Origin of the sequence: Marinibaculum pumilum (assembly GCF_042646425.1) — a bacterium.
GTDB lineage: Bacteria > Pseudomonadota > Alphaproteobacteria > Ferrovibrionales > Ferrovibrionaceae > Marinibaculum > Marinibaculum pumilum.
On sequence record NZ_JBHRTR010000023.1, the window covers coordinates 181,919 to 197,960 of the forward strand.

At 70.1% G+C, this 16,042-nt stretch carries 13 protein-coding genes and 1 pseudogene; 13 read left to right on the forward strand and 1 reads right to left on the reverse strand.

What is annotated here, in order from left to right; genetic code table 11:
• The first annotated feature begins 183 nt into the window (after positions 1 to 183).
• From dctP to ACFOGJ_RS10010, 12 genes are all read left to right on the forward strand, one after another.
• On the forward strand, positions 184 to 1,209 hold the full coding sequence (dctP, locus tag ACFOGJ_RS09955; protein ID WP_379899806.1) for a TRAP transporter substrate-binding protein DctP: 1,026 nt from the start codon (positions 184 to 186) through the stop codon (positions 1,207 to 1,209).
• Between the two features lie 86 nt (positions 1,210 to 1,295).
• On the forward strand, positions 1,296 to 1,814 hold the full coding sequence (locus tag ACFOGJ_RS09960) for a TRAP transporter small permease (protein ID WP_379899808.1): 519 nt from the start codon (positions 1,296 to 1,298) through the stop codon (positions 1,812 to 1,814).
• Positions 1,815 to 1,881: 67 nt separating this feature from the next.
• Positions 1,882 to 3,201, forward strand: coding sequence for a TRAP transporter large permease (locus ACFOGJ_RS09965; protein ID WP_379899810.1), 1,320 nt, complete (start codon positions 1,882 to 1,884; stop codon positions 3,199 to 3,201).
• A 2-nt stretch (positions 3,202 to 3,203) separates the two neighbouring features.
• On the forward strand, positions 3,204 to 4,493 hold the full coding sequence (locus ACFOGJ_RS09970) for a 3-isopropylmalate dehydratase large subunit (RefSeq protein ID WP_379899812.1): 1,290 nt from the start codon (positions 3,204 to 3,206) through the stop codon (positions 4,491 to 4,493).
• Entirely contained in the window at positions 4,490 to 4,996 is a 507-nt protein-coding gene (locus tag ACFOGJ_RS09975) for a LeuD/DmdB family oxidoreductase small subunit (RefSeq protein WP_379899814.1), read from the forward strand. The genes ACFOGJ_RS09970 and ACFOGJ_RS09975 overlap by 4 nt, the downstream gene beginning before the upstream one ends.
• On the forward strand, positions 4,993 to 5,862 hold the full coding sequence (locus ACFOGJ_RS09980) for an isocitrate lyase/PEP mutase family protein (protein WP_379899816.1): 870 nt from the start codon (positions 4,993 to 4,995) through the stop codon (positions 5,860 to 5,862). The genes ACFOGJ_RS09975 and ACFOGJ_RS09980 overlap by 4 nt, the downstream gene beginning before the upstream one ends.
• A complete protein-coding gene (locus ACFOGJ_RS09985; protein ID WP_379899818.1) occupies positions 5,846 to 7,618 on the forward strand; it encodes a hydantoinase B/oxoprolinase family protein in 1,773 nt (590 codons plus the stop codon). Before ACFOGJ_RS09980 ends, ACFOGJ_RS09985 begins: the two co-directional genes overlap by 17 nt.
• Positions 7,615 to 9,687 (forward strand): hydantoinase/oxoprolinase family protein, encoded by a 2,073-nt coding sequence (locus ACFOGJ_RS09990; RefSeq protein ID WP_379899820.1) that lies wholly within the window; start codon positions 7,615 to 7,617, stop codon positions 9,685 to 9,687. The genes ACFOGJ_RS09985 and ACFOGJ_RS09990 overlap by 4 nt, the downstream gene beginning before the upstream one ends.
• The gene (locus ACFOGJ_RS09995) at positions 9,687 to 10,307 is read left to right on the forward strand and encodes a cysteine hydrolase family protein (protein WP_379899822.1); all 621 of its coding nucleotides are present in this window, start codon (positions 9,687 to 9,689) and stop codon (positions 10,305 to 10,307) included. Before ACFOGJ_RS09990 ends, ACFOGJ_RS09995 begins: the two co-directional genes overlap by 1 nt.
• The gene (locus ACFOGJ_RS10000) at positions 10,304 to 11,707 is read left to right on the forward strand and encodes an FAD-dependent oxidoreductase (protein ID WP_379899824.1); all 1,404 of its coding nucleotides are present in this window, start codon (positions 10,304 to 10,306) and stop codon (positions 11,705 to 11,707) included. Before ACFOGJ_RS09995 ends, ACFOGJ_RS10000 begins: the two co-directional genes overlap by 4 nt.
• Positions 11,708 to 11,740: 33 nt before the next feature.
• Entirely contained in the window at positions 11,741 to 12,142 is a 402-nt protein-coding gene (locus ACFOGJ_RS10005) for a DUF6152 family protein (protein ID WP_379899826.1), read from the forward strand.
• A gap of 3 nt (positions 12,143 to 12,145) precedes the next feature.
• Positions 12,146 to 12,610: a DUF2214 domain-containing protein gene (locus tag ACFOGJ_RS10010; protein WP_379899828.1), complete on the forward strand. Its 465-nt coding sequence runs from the start codon at positions 12,146 to 12,148 to the stop codon at positions 12,608 to 12,610.
• A gap of 28 nt (positions 12,611 to 12,638) precedes the next feature.
• On the opposite strand, the gene ACFOGJ_RS10015 is transcribed toward ACFOGJ_RS10010, so the two are convergent.
• On the reverse strand, positions 12,639 to 14,930 hold the full coding sequence (locus ACFOGJ_RS10015) for a xanthine dehydrogenase family protein molybdopterin-binding subunit (RefSeq protein ID WP_379899830.1): 2,292 nt from the start codon (positions 14,928 to 14,930) through the stop codon (positions 12,639 to 12,641).
• Between the two features lie 290 nt (positions 14,931 to 15,220).
• Between ACFOGJ_RS10015 and ACFOGJ_RS10020 the strand changes: the two are divergent.
• Positions 15,221 to 16,042, forward strand: a pseudogene (locus tag ACFOGJ_RS10020) (hypothetical protein); the annotation flags it as partial.

The window sequence follows — 16,042 nt, forward strand, 5'->3', positions numbered from 1 at the left end:
CGGGCGGCCTCCTTGCGGGGGCTTTGCGGGCCGGACAGAATACGAATTCAAGGAGCCGCGCGCGCAGGGACGACGCGGGACAGACGGAACCGTCCGGGCAATGCATCCGGGGTCCGAGGCTTCATCGGGATTTCCACAACGGTCCGCCAGGCCGGGCCATCCGCTTGGAGAGGGAGACAGACCATGACGATCTTTTCGCGCATCGCGCTGGGCGCGGCGGCCGCCGTCGCCATTGCCGGGCTGTCGGCCGCGCCGGCTGCGGCGGACGAGGAAGTCCTGACCGCGGTCCATGCCTTCCCGAAGAACCTCGTCTACAGCCAGAGCTTCCTGGAATTCGTCGACAAGGTGAACAAGGAAGGCGAAGGCGTCGTGAAGATCGAGGTCCGCGGCGGGCCCGAGGCGATCGCCATGTTCGAGCAGCCGCAGGCGGTGCAGCGCGGCGTGGTGGACATGGTCTACACGCCGGGCAGCTTCTACACCTCGACGATTCCGGAGAAGGACCTGCTGGTCGCCTCCAGCATTAACGGGCCGGAAGCGCGCGCCAGCGGCGCGCTGGAGATCTACGACCAGATCCACCAGAAGAACATGGGCGTGAAGTATCTGGGCTGGATGGACAGCGGCATCCCGTTCCACATCTATACGATCGACGAGCCGAAGGTGACGGCGGAGGGCAAGCCGGACTTCTCCGGCCTGAAGATGCGCGGCAACCCGATCTACAACGAATGGCTGAAGGGCTATCTGGAGGCCACGGTCGCCACGATCCCGTCGAACGAGGTCTATACCGCGCTGGAGCGGGGCACGGTGGACGCCACCCCCTGGACCTCCATCGGCATCATGGACTGGAACTGGGACAAGTTCCTGAAATACCGCATCGACCCGGCCTTCTTCTCCACCGACCTGGGCGTGATCGTGAACCTGGAGAAATGGAACAGCCTGTCGCCGCAGGCGCAGAAGATCCTGCAGGACGTCGCCATCGCGCATGAGAAGTCGAGCTTCGAGGCGCTGCAGGAGCAGCAGAACTCCGAATATGCCGAGCAGGAGAAGCGCGGCATCAAGTCCTTCAAGCTGAGCGAAGAGGCGGCCGCCGCCTATGTCAACGCCGCCAAGGCGGCGGCGATGGAGCGGATGAAGACCGATATGGAGGCGAAGGGCCGGGCCGGCGATTTCGACATGCTGGTCGAGAAGTTCAAGGCCGGCGGCCAGTCCTGACCGTCGCCTGACCGGTACCGTGGCCGGCGCCGAACCCGCCGGCCGCGGTTCCCCGCCTGTGCCAACTGAGACCGGATCCACCGCCGTTGTCCGCGCCCCTGGCCCCCCTTGTCCGCGCCTATGACTGGATGATCACCGCACTCGCCGTTGTGGCGGGGATCATGCTGTTCCTGACCGCCCTGGTGGTCGCCCTGCAGATCCTGCTGCGGGAGACCGCCCTGCAGGCGCCGGACTGGCTGTTCACCTCGGTGGAGTTCGGCCTGCTCTACATGACCATGTTCAGCGTACCCTGGCTGATGCGCGAACGTGGCCATATCTACATCGAACTTCTGACCGCGTCGGTGCCGGACGCGACCCGCCACGTGATCAGCCGCTGCGTCGCCGCCGGAGCGGCCGTCGTCTGCGCCATTCTGACCTGGTACGGCATCGACTTCGTGGCGGGCGACATCGCGACGGCGAAGTACGACTGGCGGGCGCCCGACATCCCGCGCGCCTGGGTCAGCATTTCGCTGCCGATCGGCTTCGGCCTGCTCGGCATCGAATGCCTGCGCTATGTCTTCGGCCGCGAGATCCTGCACAGCGGCGAGATCGGCATCCATGAATAGGCCGCTCCCGTCGGACTGCCTGTCCCGCAAGGTACCGCGGCACTGCCGGACGGGACGGGACAGCTAGATGGAGTGGTACTGGGCCTTTGCCCTGATGATCGGGATGATCCTGGCGCTGATGGCGTTCGGCTTCCCGGTGGCGCTCGCCTTCATCACCGCCAACCTGATCGGCGCCGTGATCTTCATGGGCGGCAGCGGCGGCATCCTGACCTTCCTGGGCAATGCCTTCGAGTCCATGACCTCCTTCGCCCTGGCGCCGGTGCCGCTGTTCCTGCTGATGGGGGAGCTGTTCTTCCATACCGGCCTGGCGAACCGCATGTTCGACGCGGTCGACCGGCTGCTCGGCCGGGTGCCGGGGCGGCTGTCCTACGTCACCGTCGCGGGCGGCACCGCCTTCGCCACCCTGTCGGGGTCGAGCATGGGCTCCACCGCGCTGATGGGCTCGCTGATGGTCCCGGAGATGACGAAGCGGGGCTACAAGAAGATCCTGTCGATCGGGCCGATCCTGGGGACCGGCGGCCTGGCGATGATCATCCCGCCCTCGGCCCTGGGGGTGCTGCTGGCGACCCTGGCGAAGATCGACGTGGGCAAGCTGCTGATCGCCGGCGTCGTGCCGGGGCTGGTGCTGGCGTCGATGTATGCCGCGATGATCTTCGGCATCACCATGGTCGACAAGAAGGCGGCGCCCGCCTACGACATGCCGCCGGTGGCCCTGGCGGAGAAGCTGCGGATGTTCCTGGTGAACATCGGTCCGATGGCCCTGGTGGTCGTCATCGTCATCGCCTTCATGCTGCTGGGCTGGGCGACGCCGAGCGAGGCCGCGGCCGTCGGCGTGATCGGGGTCCTGCTGCTGGCGCTGGCATATCGGGCGCTGACCTGGAAATCGCTTGTGAAGAGTGTAACCGGCGCGCTGCGGGTCACGGCGATGGCCTTCCTGATCATCTTCGGTTCCGCGACCTTCAGCCAGCTGCTGTCCTGGTCGGGTGCCTCCAGCGGCCTGATCGGCTGGGTCACCGGCTTCGACCTGGCGCCGCTGGTGATGTTGCTGGCAATGTTCGGCATCCTCCTGGTCCTGGGGATGTTCATGGACCAGCTGTCGATGATGCTGCTGACGATCCCCATATTCTATCCGCTGGCCACCCTGCAGCTGGGCTTCGACCCGATCTGGTTCGGCGTCGTCGTGCTGCTGGCGCTGGAGATCAGCTTCACGACGCCGCCCTTCGGCCTGCTGCTGTTCGTGATGAAGGGGGTGGCGCCGAAGGGCACGACGATGGCCGAGATCTATGTCGCGGCGATCCCCTTCATGGCCTGTGCGATGCTGCTGGTGGCGCTGCTGATCATCGAGCCGCAGATCGCGCTCTGGCTGCCGAACCTGGGAAGTCCCTGACGATGCAGGCACCACTGCCATCGACCCTGGCGGAGCGGATCGTCGCCCGCGCGGCGGGCCGCGACCGGGTGCGGCCGGGCGAGATCGTCACCGCCCGGGTCGACCTGGCGATGATCCACGATTCCGGCGGGCCCCGGCGCGTCAAGCCGATGCTGGAGGAGCTGGGCACCGGGGTCTGGGACCCGGACCGGGTGGTGGTGGTATCCGACCACTACGTGCCGGCGGTCGATGCGCAGAGCGCGGCGATCCTGAAGCTCACCCGCGACTGGGTGAAGGCGCAGTCGATCCGCCATTTCTACGACCAGATGGGAATCTGCCACGTGGTGCTGCCGGAGCGCGGGCATCTGCGGCCCGGCCAGTTCGTCGTCGGCGGCGACAGCCATTCGCCGACCGGCGGCGCCTGGGGCGCCTTCATGTTCGGCATCGGCGCCACCGACATGGCCGGGGTGCTGGCGACCGGGGAGACCTGGCTGCGGGTGCCGGAGACGATCCTGCTGCACTGGAGCGGCGCGCTGGCGGACGGCGTCTGCGCCAAGGACATGATGCTGCATCTCTGCGCCACCCTGGGCATGGATGGCGGCCGCTACCAGGTGGTGCAATATGCCGGCCCGACGATCGCCGGCCTGTCGATGACGGAGCGCATGACTCTCAGCAACATGGCGGCGGAACTGGGGGCGCAGACCGGCCTGATCGCGCCGGATGCCGTGACGGCGGAGGCGATCCGCGCCGCCGGCGGCGATCCCGGTGCCTGGCAGGACTGGCAGGACGATCCCGACGCGCCGGTGGCGGAACGCCACGACTTCGACGCCGCCGCCCTGGTCCCGCAGGTCGCCGCCCCGCACAGCCCCGCCAATGCCGGGCCGGTGATGGATGCCGAACCGACCGCGATCGACCAGTGCTATATCGGCGCCTGCACCGGCGCCAAGCTGGAGGACCTGCACGCGGCCGCCCGGGTGCTGAAGGGGCGCCGCGTGGCGGCGGGCACGCGCCTTCTGCTGGCGCCGGCCTCCACCCGGATCACGGCCGCCGCGGCGGCCGACGGCACCCTGGCCGCCCTGACGGAGGCCGGCGCCATCCTGCTGCCGTCCGGCTGCGGCGCCTGCGCCGGCTATGGCGCCGGCGTGCTGGCGGAGGACGAGACCTGCATGGCCTCCACCGCCCGCAACTTCCGCGGCCGGATGGGGGCGGCCAGCGCCAAGGTCTGGCTGGGCTCGCCCTACACGGTGGCGGCGACGGCGGTCGCCGGCTGCATCGCCGATCCGCGACCGCTGCTGGCGGAGGCGCCGCGATGACCGGACTGCCGGCAATCACCGGCCGCGCCTGGGTCGTGGGCGACGATGTCGACACCGACATCCTGGCCCCGGGCGCCTATATGCGCGGCCCGGTGGAGGATCTGGCCCGCCACTGCATGGAGGCTGTGCGGCCGGATTTCGCCGCCAATGTCGCGACAGGCGATATCGTGGTGGCGGGACGGAATTTCGGCATGGGTTCCAGCCGCGAGCAGGCGGCGCAGGCATTGCGGATCCTCGGCGTCGGCTGCGTGCTGGCGCCGTCCTTCGGCGGCATCTTCTACCGCAATGCCTTCAACCTCGGCCTGCCAGCCCTGGTCTGCGACCATGGCGGCCGCATCGCCGACGGCGACCGGCTCGTCGTCGACCCGACCGCAGGCCGGGTGACCGACGAAACGGCGGGCATCGAAATGGACAGCGACGCGGTACCGGGGCATCTGGCGGCGATCGTTACGGCCGGCGGGCTGATCCCCTATCTGAAGGCCCGGTTCCAGGGAGCATCATGAGCGGAGATTTCAAGGCCAGGCTGGCCGGCGGCGATATCGTCGTCGCGCCCGGCATCTACGACGCGCTGGGCGCGATGCTGGCGGAGCAGGCGGGGTTCGAGGCGCTCTACCTGTCCGGCGCCTCGCTGACCTATACCCGGCTCGGCCGGCCCGACCTGGGGCTGATCGACCGCGGCGAGATCGCCGACGCCATATCGATGATCCGCGAGCGCTGCGACCTGCCGCTGATCGTCGACGGGGAGGCCGGCTTCGGCAATGCCCTGAACGTGCAGCGGGAGGTGCGCAGCTTCGAGGCGGCGGGCGCCACGGTGATCCAGATCGAGGACCAGGACCTGCCGAAGCGCTGCGGCCATCTGGACGGCAAGACCCTGGTCCCGGCGGGGGAGATGGCGGGCAAGATCCGCGCCGCCGTCGATGCCCGCCGCAACGCCGGCACGCTGATCATGGCCCGCACCGATGCGGTCGCGGTGGAGGGAACCGAAGCCGCGCTGGACCGTGCGGAGCAGTACCTGGAGGCGGGCGCCGACCTCCTGTTCGTCGAAGCGCTGCGCACCGAGGCCGAGATGCAGGCGGCCTGTACCCGCTTCGCCGGCCGGGTGCCGCTGCTGGCGAACATGGTGGAAGGCGGCAAGACCCCGTTCCTGCCGGCCGACCGGCTGCAGGCGCTGGGCTTTTCGATCGCGATCTTCCCCGGCGGCCTGGTGCGCGCGCTGGCGAAGGCGGCGCAGGACTATTTCGCGGTGCTGAAGGCGCATGGCACGACCGCGCCGCATGCCGGCCGCATGCTCGATTTCGCGGGCCTGAACGGCCTGCTTGGCACCGCCCGCATCCTGGAGGAGGCGAAACGCTATGACAGCCGCGACTGAGGCCGGGCTCGCTACGGGGCAGGGGGCGCTCGACCCGGTCACCCTGTCGGTGCTGAAGGGACGGCTGGAACAGATCGCCGACGAGATGGACGCGACCCTGTTCCGCTCCGCCTTCAACCCGATCATCGCCGAGGCGCATGACGCCAGCCATGGCCTGTACCATCCCGAAAGCGGCGAGACCCTGGTGCAGGGCAAGAACGGCCTGCCGGTGTTCGTCGGTGCGATGTCCTTCGCCGTGAAGGCGGTGATCGACAGGGTCGCGTCGGAGAACCGGCCGCTCGTGCCCGGCGACACCTATATCTTCAACGACCCCTATGACGGCGGCACCCACCTGTCGGACTTCAAGCTGGTGCGGCCGCATTTCCACGACGGAGAGCTGTTCTGCTGGCTGGCCTCCGTCGGGCATTGGCACGATGTCGGCGGCAACGTGCCCGGCAACTACAATCCGGTCGCCACCGAGAGCTTCCAGGAGGGCATGCTGATCCCGCCGGTGAAGCTGATCGACGGCGGCCAGTTCCGCGACGATATCGTCGCCATCCTGCAGGCCAATTCGCGCCTGCCGGGCAGCCTGTACGGCGACCTGAACGGCCAGCTCAACGCGCTGTCGCTGGGCGCGGAGCGTCTGGACGCGCTGATTGCCGATTATGGTGCCGGCACCATCCGCCAGGCGCTGACGGAGCTTCGCACCCGTGCCGCGCAACTGATGGCGAGCCATATCGCGGAGCTGCCCGACGGCACCTATTCGGCGGAGGACTGGCTGGACAATGACGGCATCGTCGACCGGCCGCTGAAGATCGCGCTGGACGTCACGATCGCGGGCGACCGCATGAAGCTGGATTTCAGCCGCACCTCGGCCGCCTGTGCCGGGCCGGTCAACATCGCGCGCTCCACGGCCATCGCCTCCTGCTACGTGGCCTTGAAGCATGTCTTCCGCGAGGTGCCGGCCAATGCCGGCGTGCTGGAGCCGATCGACTTCGTGATCCCGCCCGACAGCCTGCTCAGCGTCGGCGCGCCGAAGCCGGTCGGCGGCTATACGGAGACCATCCTGCGGGTGATCGACGCGGTGTTCGTTGCCCTGGCGCAGGCCGATCCGGCGATCTCGAACGGCTGCGCCTACGGCACCATCAATGCCCTGTCGCTCGCCGGGCATCGCAGGAACGGCCAGCGCTGGGTGATGTTCTCCTTCTTTGGCGGCGGCCATGGCGGCCATCCGGCCGGCGATGGCCTGGCGCATGGCAATGCGCCGATCTCCACCGCCACCATCCCGCCGCTGGAGATCCTGGAGGCGGCCTATCCGGTGCGCTTCACGCAATGGGCGTTGCGGCCCGATTCCGGCGGTCCCGGCCGCCATCGCGGCGGCTGCGGCGCGGTCTACGAGATCGAGCTGCTGGAGGAGGAGGCGACGGGCTTCCTGTTCGGCGAGCGCGGCCGCCATGCGCCGCCCGGCGTGGCCGGCGGCGGGCCGGCCGCGATGAACGTCTTCACCTACGACCAGGATGACGGGCCGCACCATCCGGCCATGGTCTCGAAGATCAGCGGCATTGCCCTGCACCGCGGACAGAAGGTGCGGCTGGAGACCCCGGGCGGCGGCGGCTATGGCCCGGCCCAGGAGCGGGATCCGGACGCGGTCGCCGCCGACGTACGCCTCGGCTATGTCACGGCCGAGGCGGCGCGGCGCGACTATGCCTGCGTGGTGGCTGCGGACGGCAGCCTGGACCGGCACGCAACGGCAGTGCTGCGCGAGAGCGCCTCGTGACCGCGCGCGGCCTGGTCGTCGGCGTCGATGTCGGCGGCACCTTCACCGACATCTTCGTGCTGGGCGAGGCGGCGGGCACCGCGCAGGTGGCCAAGGTACCGTCCACCCGGCCGGACCAGTCGGTGGGCATCCGCGCCGGCATTGCCGAGCGGGTCGACCAGCTGGGTCGGGTCGCGACCATCGTGCATGGCACCACGGTCGGCACCAATGCGCTGCTGGAGCGCAAGGGCGCCCGGACCGGCCTGATCACCACCGCGGGCTTTCGGGACGTTCTGGAAATGCGCCGCCGCGACCGGCCGCAGACCTGGGGCCTGTGGGGCAGCTTCGAGCCCGTGGTGCCGCGCGACCTGCGGCGCGAGGTAGCGGAGCGGGTGCTGGCCGACGGCACCGTCCTGCAGCCGGTCGACCCCGACGAAGTGCAGGCGGCGGCCCGCGCCCTGCTGGCGGATGGGGTGGAGGCGGTCTGCATCTTCTTCGTCAACGGCTATGCCAATCCGGCGAACGAGGCGGCTGCTGCCGCCGCCGTGCGCGCCGTCTGGCCGAACGACTGCGTCACCGCCGCGACCGAGATCCTGCCGGAGATCCGCGAGTTCGAGCGTGCCTCCACCGCCGCGCTGAACGCCTACCTTCAGCCGCCGGTCGGCTCCTACCTGGCGCGTCTGGGGGAAGGGCTGGAGAGCGGCGGCTTTGACGGCCGGCTGCTCATAGTGCAGTCAAATGGCGGGGTGATGTCCGCGGAGACCGCCCGCGCGACCCCGGTGAAGACGGCGCTGTCGGGCCCGGCCGCCGGCGTGATCGCGGCGGCGGAGATCGCCAGGGTGGCGGGCTTCCCCAACGTCATCACCTGCGACATGGGGGGCACCAGCTTCGACGTCTCCCTGATCGCGGAGGGCCGCAGCGCCGTCAGTCCGCAGACCAGCATCGACTTCGGCATGGTGATCCGGTCGCCGATGATCGAGATCACCACCATCGGTGCCGGCGGCGGTTCGATCGCCCGGATCGACCGCGGCGGCCTGCTGCAGGTCGGCCCGGAAAGCGCCGGCTCGGACCCGGGCCCGGTCGCCTATGGCCGCGGCAATGACCGGCCGACGGTCACCGACGCCAATATCGTGCTGGGCCGTATCAACGCGGAGCGCCCCATCGGCGGCGGCAGTGCGCGCCTCGACGTGGAAGCGGCGCGGGCGGCGATCCTGGAACATGTCGGCAGGCCGCTGGGCATGGATGCGGAGGCCGCGGCGGAGGCGATCATCCGGGTCGCCAATGCCAAGATGGCCGCGGCGATCCGCCTGGTCTCGGTAGAGCGCGGGCATGACCCGAAGCGCTTCGTCGCCATGCCGTTCGGCGGCGGCGGCGCGCTGCATGCTGGCGCCCTGATCGAAGAGGTCGGCCTGGCCCGCGCCCTGGTGCCGCGCTTCCCGGGCGTGACCAGCGCGCTGGGCTGTGTGATCGCGGACATGCGCTTCGACAAGGTGGCAACGGTGAACCGCCTGCTCGACGGCCTGGATGCGCAGGCCCTGGCCGCGCCGGTGCGGGAGCTGGAGGCGGAGGGCCGCGACCTGGTCGGCGGTGCCGGGGTCACGCTTGCCGGGATCGAGAGCCGGGTCGAGCTGGACATGCATTATCTGGGACAGACCCATACCGTCGCGGTCCAGGTGCCACTGCAGCCGGATGCGGCCGATCTGGGCCTGGGCGAGGCGGCGGTGCGCGGCGCCTTCGAGGGCGCCTATCGCCGCGCCTACGGCAAGGTGCTGCAGGGCCTCGGCATCCGGATCCTGAACGTGCGGGTCACGGTGGTGGGGCAGCGGCCGAAGTTCGACCTGGCGGTGCTGGCACCCGGATCCGATGCGCGTATCGAAGCCGCCCTGCTGGGGGAGCGCCAGGTGCATGCCGGCGGCCGGGGGCAGACCGCGAAGGTCTGGGACCGGCTGGCCCTGCCGGTCGGTGCCCGCATCGAAGGCCCGGCGCTGCTGGAGCAGCCGGACACCACCATCTTCGTCGATCCCGGCCTGGCGGCGGAGGTCGACCGCTACGGCAACCTGGTGATCGCGCGGCAGTCGGAGTTGGAGTGATGAGCGATCCCGGACCATGGATGCCGGCGCAGACGGCGCTGCTGCTGGTGGACATGCAGAACGACTTCCTGCACCCCGACGGCGCCTATGCGCGCGGCGGCGCCACGGCGGCGCCGATCGCCGCGCTGCCGGACCGGCTCGCGCCCGTCGCCGCGGCGGTGCGGGCGGCCGCCGGCTGGATCGTCTCGACCCATTTCACCCTGGTGCCGGGCAAGGACGGGTCGCCGCTGATCTCGCCGCACCTGAAGGCATTGCGGCCGTTCCTGGGCCCCGGCGATTTCGCCCCCGGCAGCTGGGGCCAGGCATTGATCGACGGCCTGGCACCGGCCGATCTGTCGGTGGAGAAGGTGGCCTATTCCGCCTTCTACATGTCCCGCCTGGAATGGGTGCTGGCCCGCGCCGGCATCAACCGCCTGATCGTCGGCGGCATCGTGACCAATGGCGGCGTCGCCTCGACCGTCCGCGACGCCCATGTCCGCGACATCCCCGTGACCGTGCTGTCGGACGGCTGCGCAGCCTTCGACCCGGCGGTGCACGACCTGCATGTGCGGGCGCTGGGCGCGGTGGCGGAGATCGCCGACTGCGCCACCACGATCGCGCGGCTGGAGGCGGCGGGATGAGCATCCTGCCGGCGGCGGAGGCGCGCTTCGCCGCAGAAACAGAGGTCCTGGTGGTCGGCGGCGGCGCCTGTGGCCTGACCGCTGCCCTTTCGGCGCAGGACGCCGGTGCCGTGCCCCTGGTCCTGGAACGCGATCCGGCGCCGAGCGGCTCCACCGCGCTCTCGTCGGGCTTCGTGCCGGCGGCGGCAACCCGCTTCCAGGCGGCCCAGGGGATAGCGGATTCCGCTGCAGGGTTTGCCGCCGACATCATGGCGAAGGCGCATGGCGAGGCCGATCCCGCCCTGGTGGACGCGGTCGCCGGCGAGAGCGGGCCGGCGCTGGAATGGCTTGCCGACCGTCACGGCCTGGAATGGCAGGTGCTGGACGACTTCCTCTATCCGGGCCACAGCGCCCATCGCATGCATGCGGTGCCGGAGCGCAGCGGTGCCGGGCTGATCGGCCGCCTGGCCAGGTCCGCGGGTGCGGCCGGGGTCGACCTGGTCTGCGACGCCCATGTCACAGGTCTGTTCGCAGATGGCGATGGCCTGGTGCACGGCGTTCGGTTGCAGCGCCCGGATGGCGGTGTCGAGGATCTTGCCTGCCGCGCCCTGATCCTCGCCTGCAACGGCTATGGCGGCGATCCTGCGCTGGTCCGGCGCCACGTGCCGGAACTGGCCGATGCGCTCTACTTCGGTCATCGCGGCAATACCGGCGACGCCCTGCGCTGGGGCGAGGCGCTGGGCGGGGAGGGGGCGGACCTGTCGGCCGCGCAGGGCCATGGTTCCGTGGCGTTGCCGCACGGCATTCTGATCACCTGGGCGCTGATGATGGCCGGCGGCATCCAGGTGAACGGCGCCGGCAAACGCTTTTCGAACGAGCATCAGGGCTATTCGGAGCAGGCCATCGACGTGCTGCGCCAGCCGGGCGGCCAGGCCTGGTGCATCTACGACGCGCGGCTGCACGAGCTGGGCATGGGCTTTCCCGACTATCGCGACGCAATGGCACAGGGCGCGGTGCGGTCCGGCGCCGACCCGGCGGCGCTGGCTGCCGCGACCGGCCTTCCGGAAGCCGCGCTGTCTGCCGCGATCGCGGAGACGGCGGCGAATGGACCCGACAGGTTCGGCCGCGACATGGCGGCCACCTTGCCCCTCGCGCCTCCGTTCCACGCGATCCGGGTCACCGGCGCGTTGTTCCACACCCAGGGCGGCCTGCGCATCGACCGGCAGGCGCGGGTGCTGCGCCGCGGCAGCGATGCGCCCCTGCCGAACCTGCTGGCCGGCGGCGGGGCCGCGCGCGGCGTCTCGGGCCGGCAGATCTCCGGCTACCTGTCCGGTAACGGGCTGTTGACCGCGGTGAGCCTGGGCCGGATCGCCGGCCGCACCGCCGCTGCCTTGACCGCGGGCGAACGAGGACGACCTTAGGGACATCGACCCACCCACGGGAAGGATGCCGCCATGGGGAAGGATGCCGCCATGCTCGACCGCCGCCGTTTCATCCTGGCTGCAGGGGCCACAGCGCTTCTCGCACCACTGGCGATATTCGCCCCCGCATCCGCCCATCACGGTTGGGCCTGGACGACGGGCGAGAATGTCGAACTGACCGGCACCATCACTGAGACCCGGCTCGGCATGCCGCATGGGGAACTGGTGATGGACGTCGATGGCACCGCCTGGACGGTCGAAGTCGGCCAGCCCTATCGCAACGACCGTTCCGGGCTGAAGGAAGGCGATCTCGCCAAGGGCGTGAAGATTACCGTCTCCGGCGAACCCTCCGCCGATCCGGACGAGAAGCTCCTGAAGGTGGAGCGCCTCTGGATCGGCGAGCGCAAGTACGAGCTCTATCCGAACCGCGACTAGCGGTTGGACGCCCTTCTCGCCGCGCTGTCGGAGAGCGGGCCGGCGCAACTGATCCGCTTCTCCCGCTGGGGCTATGCGGCGGTCAACACCGCCCATGTCGCGTCGCTCGCTGTCCTCGTCGGCGCGATCCTGCCGCTCGACCTGCGCCTGCTCGGTGCCTGGCGTGCCGTGCCGCTGGAGCCGCTGGCCCGTATCCTGGTGCCGGTGGCCGCGGCGGGTCTGGCCTGCGCGCTTCTCACCGGCCTGCTGCTCTTCTCCACCCGCGCGCCCGGCTATGCCGGCATCGACCTGTTCTGGGTGAAGCTGGCGCTGATCGCCGCCGGCAGCCTGCACGCCATCGCGGTGCAGGCCGGGCCGGGGCTGGCGTCCCTGTCCAGCCGGGGCCGGCGCCTGTCGGGCGGCATCTCGCTCGCCTGCTGGGCTGGCGCCCTGGTCAGCGGCCGCTTCCTGGCATTCGTCGGGGATTGAACCGTCGTCGCTGCGATCCGCAACGCCCTCACGCCGCCTGCAGCGCGCGCCAGACCTTCTCCGGGGTCGTCGGCATGTCGATATGCGCGACCTCGGGCCGGGCTGAGCGCAGGGCATCGACCACGGCGTTGACGAAGGCGGGCGGGGCGCCGATCGAGCCCGCCTCGCCGGCGCCCTTCACCCCCAGCGGGTTGGTGCGGCAGCGCACATTGTGGGTGGAGAAGTCGTAGGCCGGCATCTCGTCCGCCCGCGGCAGGGCATAGTCCATGAAGCTGCCGGACAGGAGCTGCCCGCTCTCCGGGTCGTAGACGGTATGTTCGGTCCAGGCCTGCCCCAGACCCTGGGCGATGCCGCCCTGCACCTGGCCCTCCAACAGCAGAGGGTTCAGGGTGACGCCGAAATCGTCGACCACCGTGTAGCGGCAGATCTCGATCCGCCCGGTTTCCGGGTCGATCTCCAGCTCGCAGACATGGGCGCCGTTGGGGAAGGTCGGCGCCTCGGCGGTATGGTCGTGGTCGGCATCCAGCACGCCGGGCTCCAGCGCCTGGGCCAGCTCGAACAGGCCGATGCCGCGATCGGTGCCGACGACGGTGAAGGCACCGTCGTCATAGGCGATGTCGACTTCCGCCGCCTCCAGCCTCTCGGCTGCCAGGGCACGACCCTTGGCGATCACCTTGTCGGCTGCGCCCAGGATCGAGGCACCGCCGATCGGGATCGACTTCGACCCGCCGGTGAAGCCCGGCGGCGTGGCATCCGTGTCGCCCTGGCGCAGCACGATCCGGTCGGCGTCGATGCCCAGCTTCTCCGACAGGATCTGTGCGAAGGCGACGGCATGGCCCTGGCCGGAATCGAGGGTGCCGGAGCGGATCTCCAGGGTGCCGTCGGCGGTGAAATGCAGCGCGGCCGGCGCCATGCCGCCGCCGCCGCAGCGTTCCACATAGGTCGCCAGGCCGATGCCGCGCAGGCGGCCGCGGGCCTGCGCCTCCGCACGGCGGCTGGCGAATCCCTGCCAGTCCGCCTTCGCCATGGCTTCCTCCATGATCGCGGCGAACTCGCCGGAATCGATGACGTCCCCCAGGCCCATTGTGTGGGGCATCGCCTCGGGGGCCGGGAAATTCCGCCGCCGCAGTTCGTCCGGCGCGATACCGAGTTCGGCGGCCGCCTTGTCGACAAGGCGCTCGATCAAATAGGCGGCTTCCGGCCGGCCGGCGCCGCGATAGGCGTCCGTCGGCACAGTGTTGGTCATCACGCCTTTCACCGACACATGGAAGGCGGGGATCCGGTAGAGGCCGGTATACATGCCGACCGACGCATTCGTCGGTATCATCGGTCCGAAATTGGCGAGATAGGCGCCGAGCGCGGCATAGGTGGTGGCACGCAGGCCCAGGAAGCGGCCGTCGGCGTCGAGGGCCAGTTCCACCTCGCTGACATGGTCGCGGCCCTGTGCGTCCGACAGGAAGATCTCGGCGCGTTCGCCGGTCCAGCGCACGTCCCGCTGCAGCCGGCGGGAAGCCCAGAGGGTCAGCGCCGCCTCCGGATAGAGGAAGGCCTTGGTGCCGAAGCCGCCGCCGACATTGCGGGTGACGCAGCGCAGCTGCTCCGGCTTCAGATTCAGCATGCCGCAGAGCTGGTTCCAGGGTACCACCGGCCCCTGGCTCGGCAGGGTCAGGGTGCTGCGCCCGCTGTCGGCGTCGTATTCCGCAATCGCGGCGCGGGGCTCCATCGCATTGGACACCAGCCGGTTGTTCACCAGCCGCAGCGACACCCGGTGCGCCGCCGCGGCGAAGGCGGTCTCGACCGCGGCTTCGTCGCCGGCGGCGAAGTCGAAGGCGAGATTGCCGTCGATATGGTCCCAGACCTGCGGCGCGCCGGATTGCGCCGCGCCGTAGGTGTCGGTGACCGCGGGAAGGTCGTCGATCTCCAGCTCGATCAGCTCGGCGGCGTCGCGGGCATGGGCCAGGGTGTCGGCCACGACGAAGGCGACCGGATCGCCGACATGGCGCACGATGCCGTTCGCCAGCAGCGGCCGGGCCGTGTCGGCCCGGTCGGAACCGTCGCGGTTCTTCACCTCCACCAGGCAGAGCAGATTGCCGATACCGTCGGCGGCGATCTCGTCATGGGTCAGGACGACGGCCACCCCGGGGGCGGCGCGGGCCGCCTTTGTGTCGAGCCTGCGGATCCGCCCATGGGCCATCGGCGATCGCAGCACCACGCCGCGCAGTGCGCCCGGGGCGGCCTCGTCGTCGGTATAGCGACCGCGCCCGGTGACCAGCACCGGATCCTCGGTCCGCCTGACGCCCTGTCCGATCCCGAATTTCATGACAGCCCCCCTCGGTTCCAGACTCCGGGTGCATATGGGGACACCGCCCAAAGTGGCAATGGCCGCAGGCGATCGCCACCGTCCCATGAAGGGACGACCGGCCCTCCACGCACGTCCCGGTATGGCCGGCATCCGGACTGTACGGGGGGCGAATCGCCTAGGATCGGGGATCGCCGGCCTCCGGCATGCATGTTGCCGGTACCAACCGAAATGCAACCGCCTGTCTCATGCAGGCACAGGCACCGAAGGGCAGCAAAAATCCTAGGTGCCAAGTGTATGGAGGCTCGACCATGCCCGCAGCCACACTGCGATCCGGCCTGCTGACCGGGACCGCCCTGGTTTGCCTGACCCTGGTACCCGCTGCGGCCATGGCCCAGGACAGCCTGGTCCGCACGGAAACCGGCAGCAATGGCAGCAATGGCGAGCACAACGAGATCGAGTCCAACGTCTCGTCCAGCGCCGGCACCGCCGGCGGGGACATCACAGAGACCGTGTCGCGGTCGCTCAGCTACGATGGCGACCTGCCGCAATCGGTGATCCTGCTGACCACGGTCGGCGGAACCGGTGGCAATGGCGACGAAAACGTCTCGGCATCGGATGGCGGCAATGGTGGCGCCGTCACCCTGACCGTGGAACGCGACGTCACCGCAACCGGGCCGCTCGTGAACGGGCTCGTGGCGACCTCGACCGGCGGCGACAGCGGCGGCGGGGCCTATGCCAGCACGACGGAGCGCTCCAGCGTCGACGGGCCGGCCGCGGGCGAGGGCGGTGCTGTTACCGTGACGGTGGGGTCAGGCGCCCAGGTCAAGGTGAGCAAGCAGAGCTCGGCCCTGGTCGACCTGTTCGAGACCACCCTCTATGGCCTGCAGATCGCCTCCACCGGCGGCAATGGCGGCAATGGCGGTGGCGTGAGCGGTGGCTTCTTCAACGGCTATCCGGGAACCGGCGGCACCGGCGGCAAGGCGGGGACGGCAGGCCTGACCCTGGACGGCAAGGTTACGGCATCGGCGACCGGCGGCATCGGCCTTGCCGTCACCTCCGTCGGCGGCGATGGCGGCGACGGTGGCAGCGACGGCGGCAATATCGTCAACGATCCGGGCGATGGCGGCGCC

Excerpts from the sequence above, each read along its gene's own strand:
- ACFOGJ_RS09975 (WP_379899814.1), top strand. The coding sequence starts at position 4,490 with ATGACCGGACTGCCGGCAATCACCGGCCGCGCCTGGGTCGTGGGCGAC.
- ACFOGJ_RS10015 (WP_379899830.1), bottom strand. The coding sequence starts at position 14,930 with ATGAAATTCGGGATCGGACAGGGCGTCAGGCGGACCGAGGATCCGGTG.
- ACFOGJ_RS10000 (WP_379899824.1), top strand. The coding sequence starts at position 10,304 with ATGAGCATCCTGCCGGCGGCGGAGGCGCGCTTCGCCGCAGAAACAGAG.
- ACFOGJ_RS09980 (WP_379899816.1), top strand. The coding sequence starts at position 4,993 with ATGAGCGGAGATTTCAAGGCCAGGCTGGCCGGCGGCGATATCGTCGTC.
- ACFOGJ_RS09995 (WP_379899822.1), top strand. The coding sequence starts at position 9,687 with ATGAGCGATCCCGGACCATGGATGCCGGCGCAGACGGCGCTGCTGCTG.
- ACFOGJ_RS09970 (WP_379899812.1), top strand. The coding sequence starts at position 3,204 with ATGCAGGCACCACTGCCATCGACCCTGGCGGAGCGGATCGTCGCCCGC.
- ACFOGJ_RS09965 (WP_379899810.1), top strand. The coding sequence starts at position 1,882 with ATGGAGTGGTACTGGGCCTTTGCCCTGATGATCGGGATGATCCTGGCG.
- ACFOGJ_RS09985 (WP_379899818.1), top strand. The coding sequence starts at position 5,846 with ATGACAGCCGCGACTGAGGCCGGGCTCGCTACGGGGCAGGGGGCGCTC.
- ACFOGJ_RS10005 (WP_379899826.1), top strand. The coding sequence starts at position 11,741 with ATGGGGAAGGATGCCGCCATGCTCGACCGCCGCCGTTTCATCCTGGCT.
- dctP (WP_379899806.1), top strand. The coding sequence starts at position 184 with ATGACGATCTTTTCGCGCATCGCGCTGGGCGCGGCGGCCGCCGTCGCC.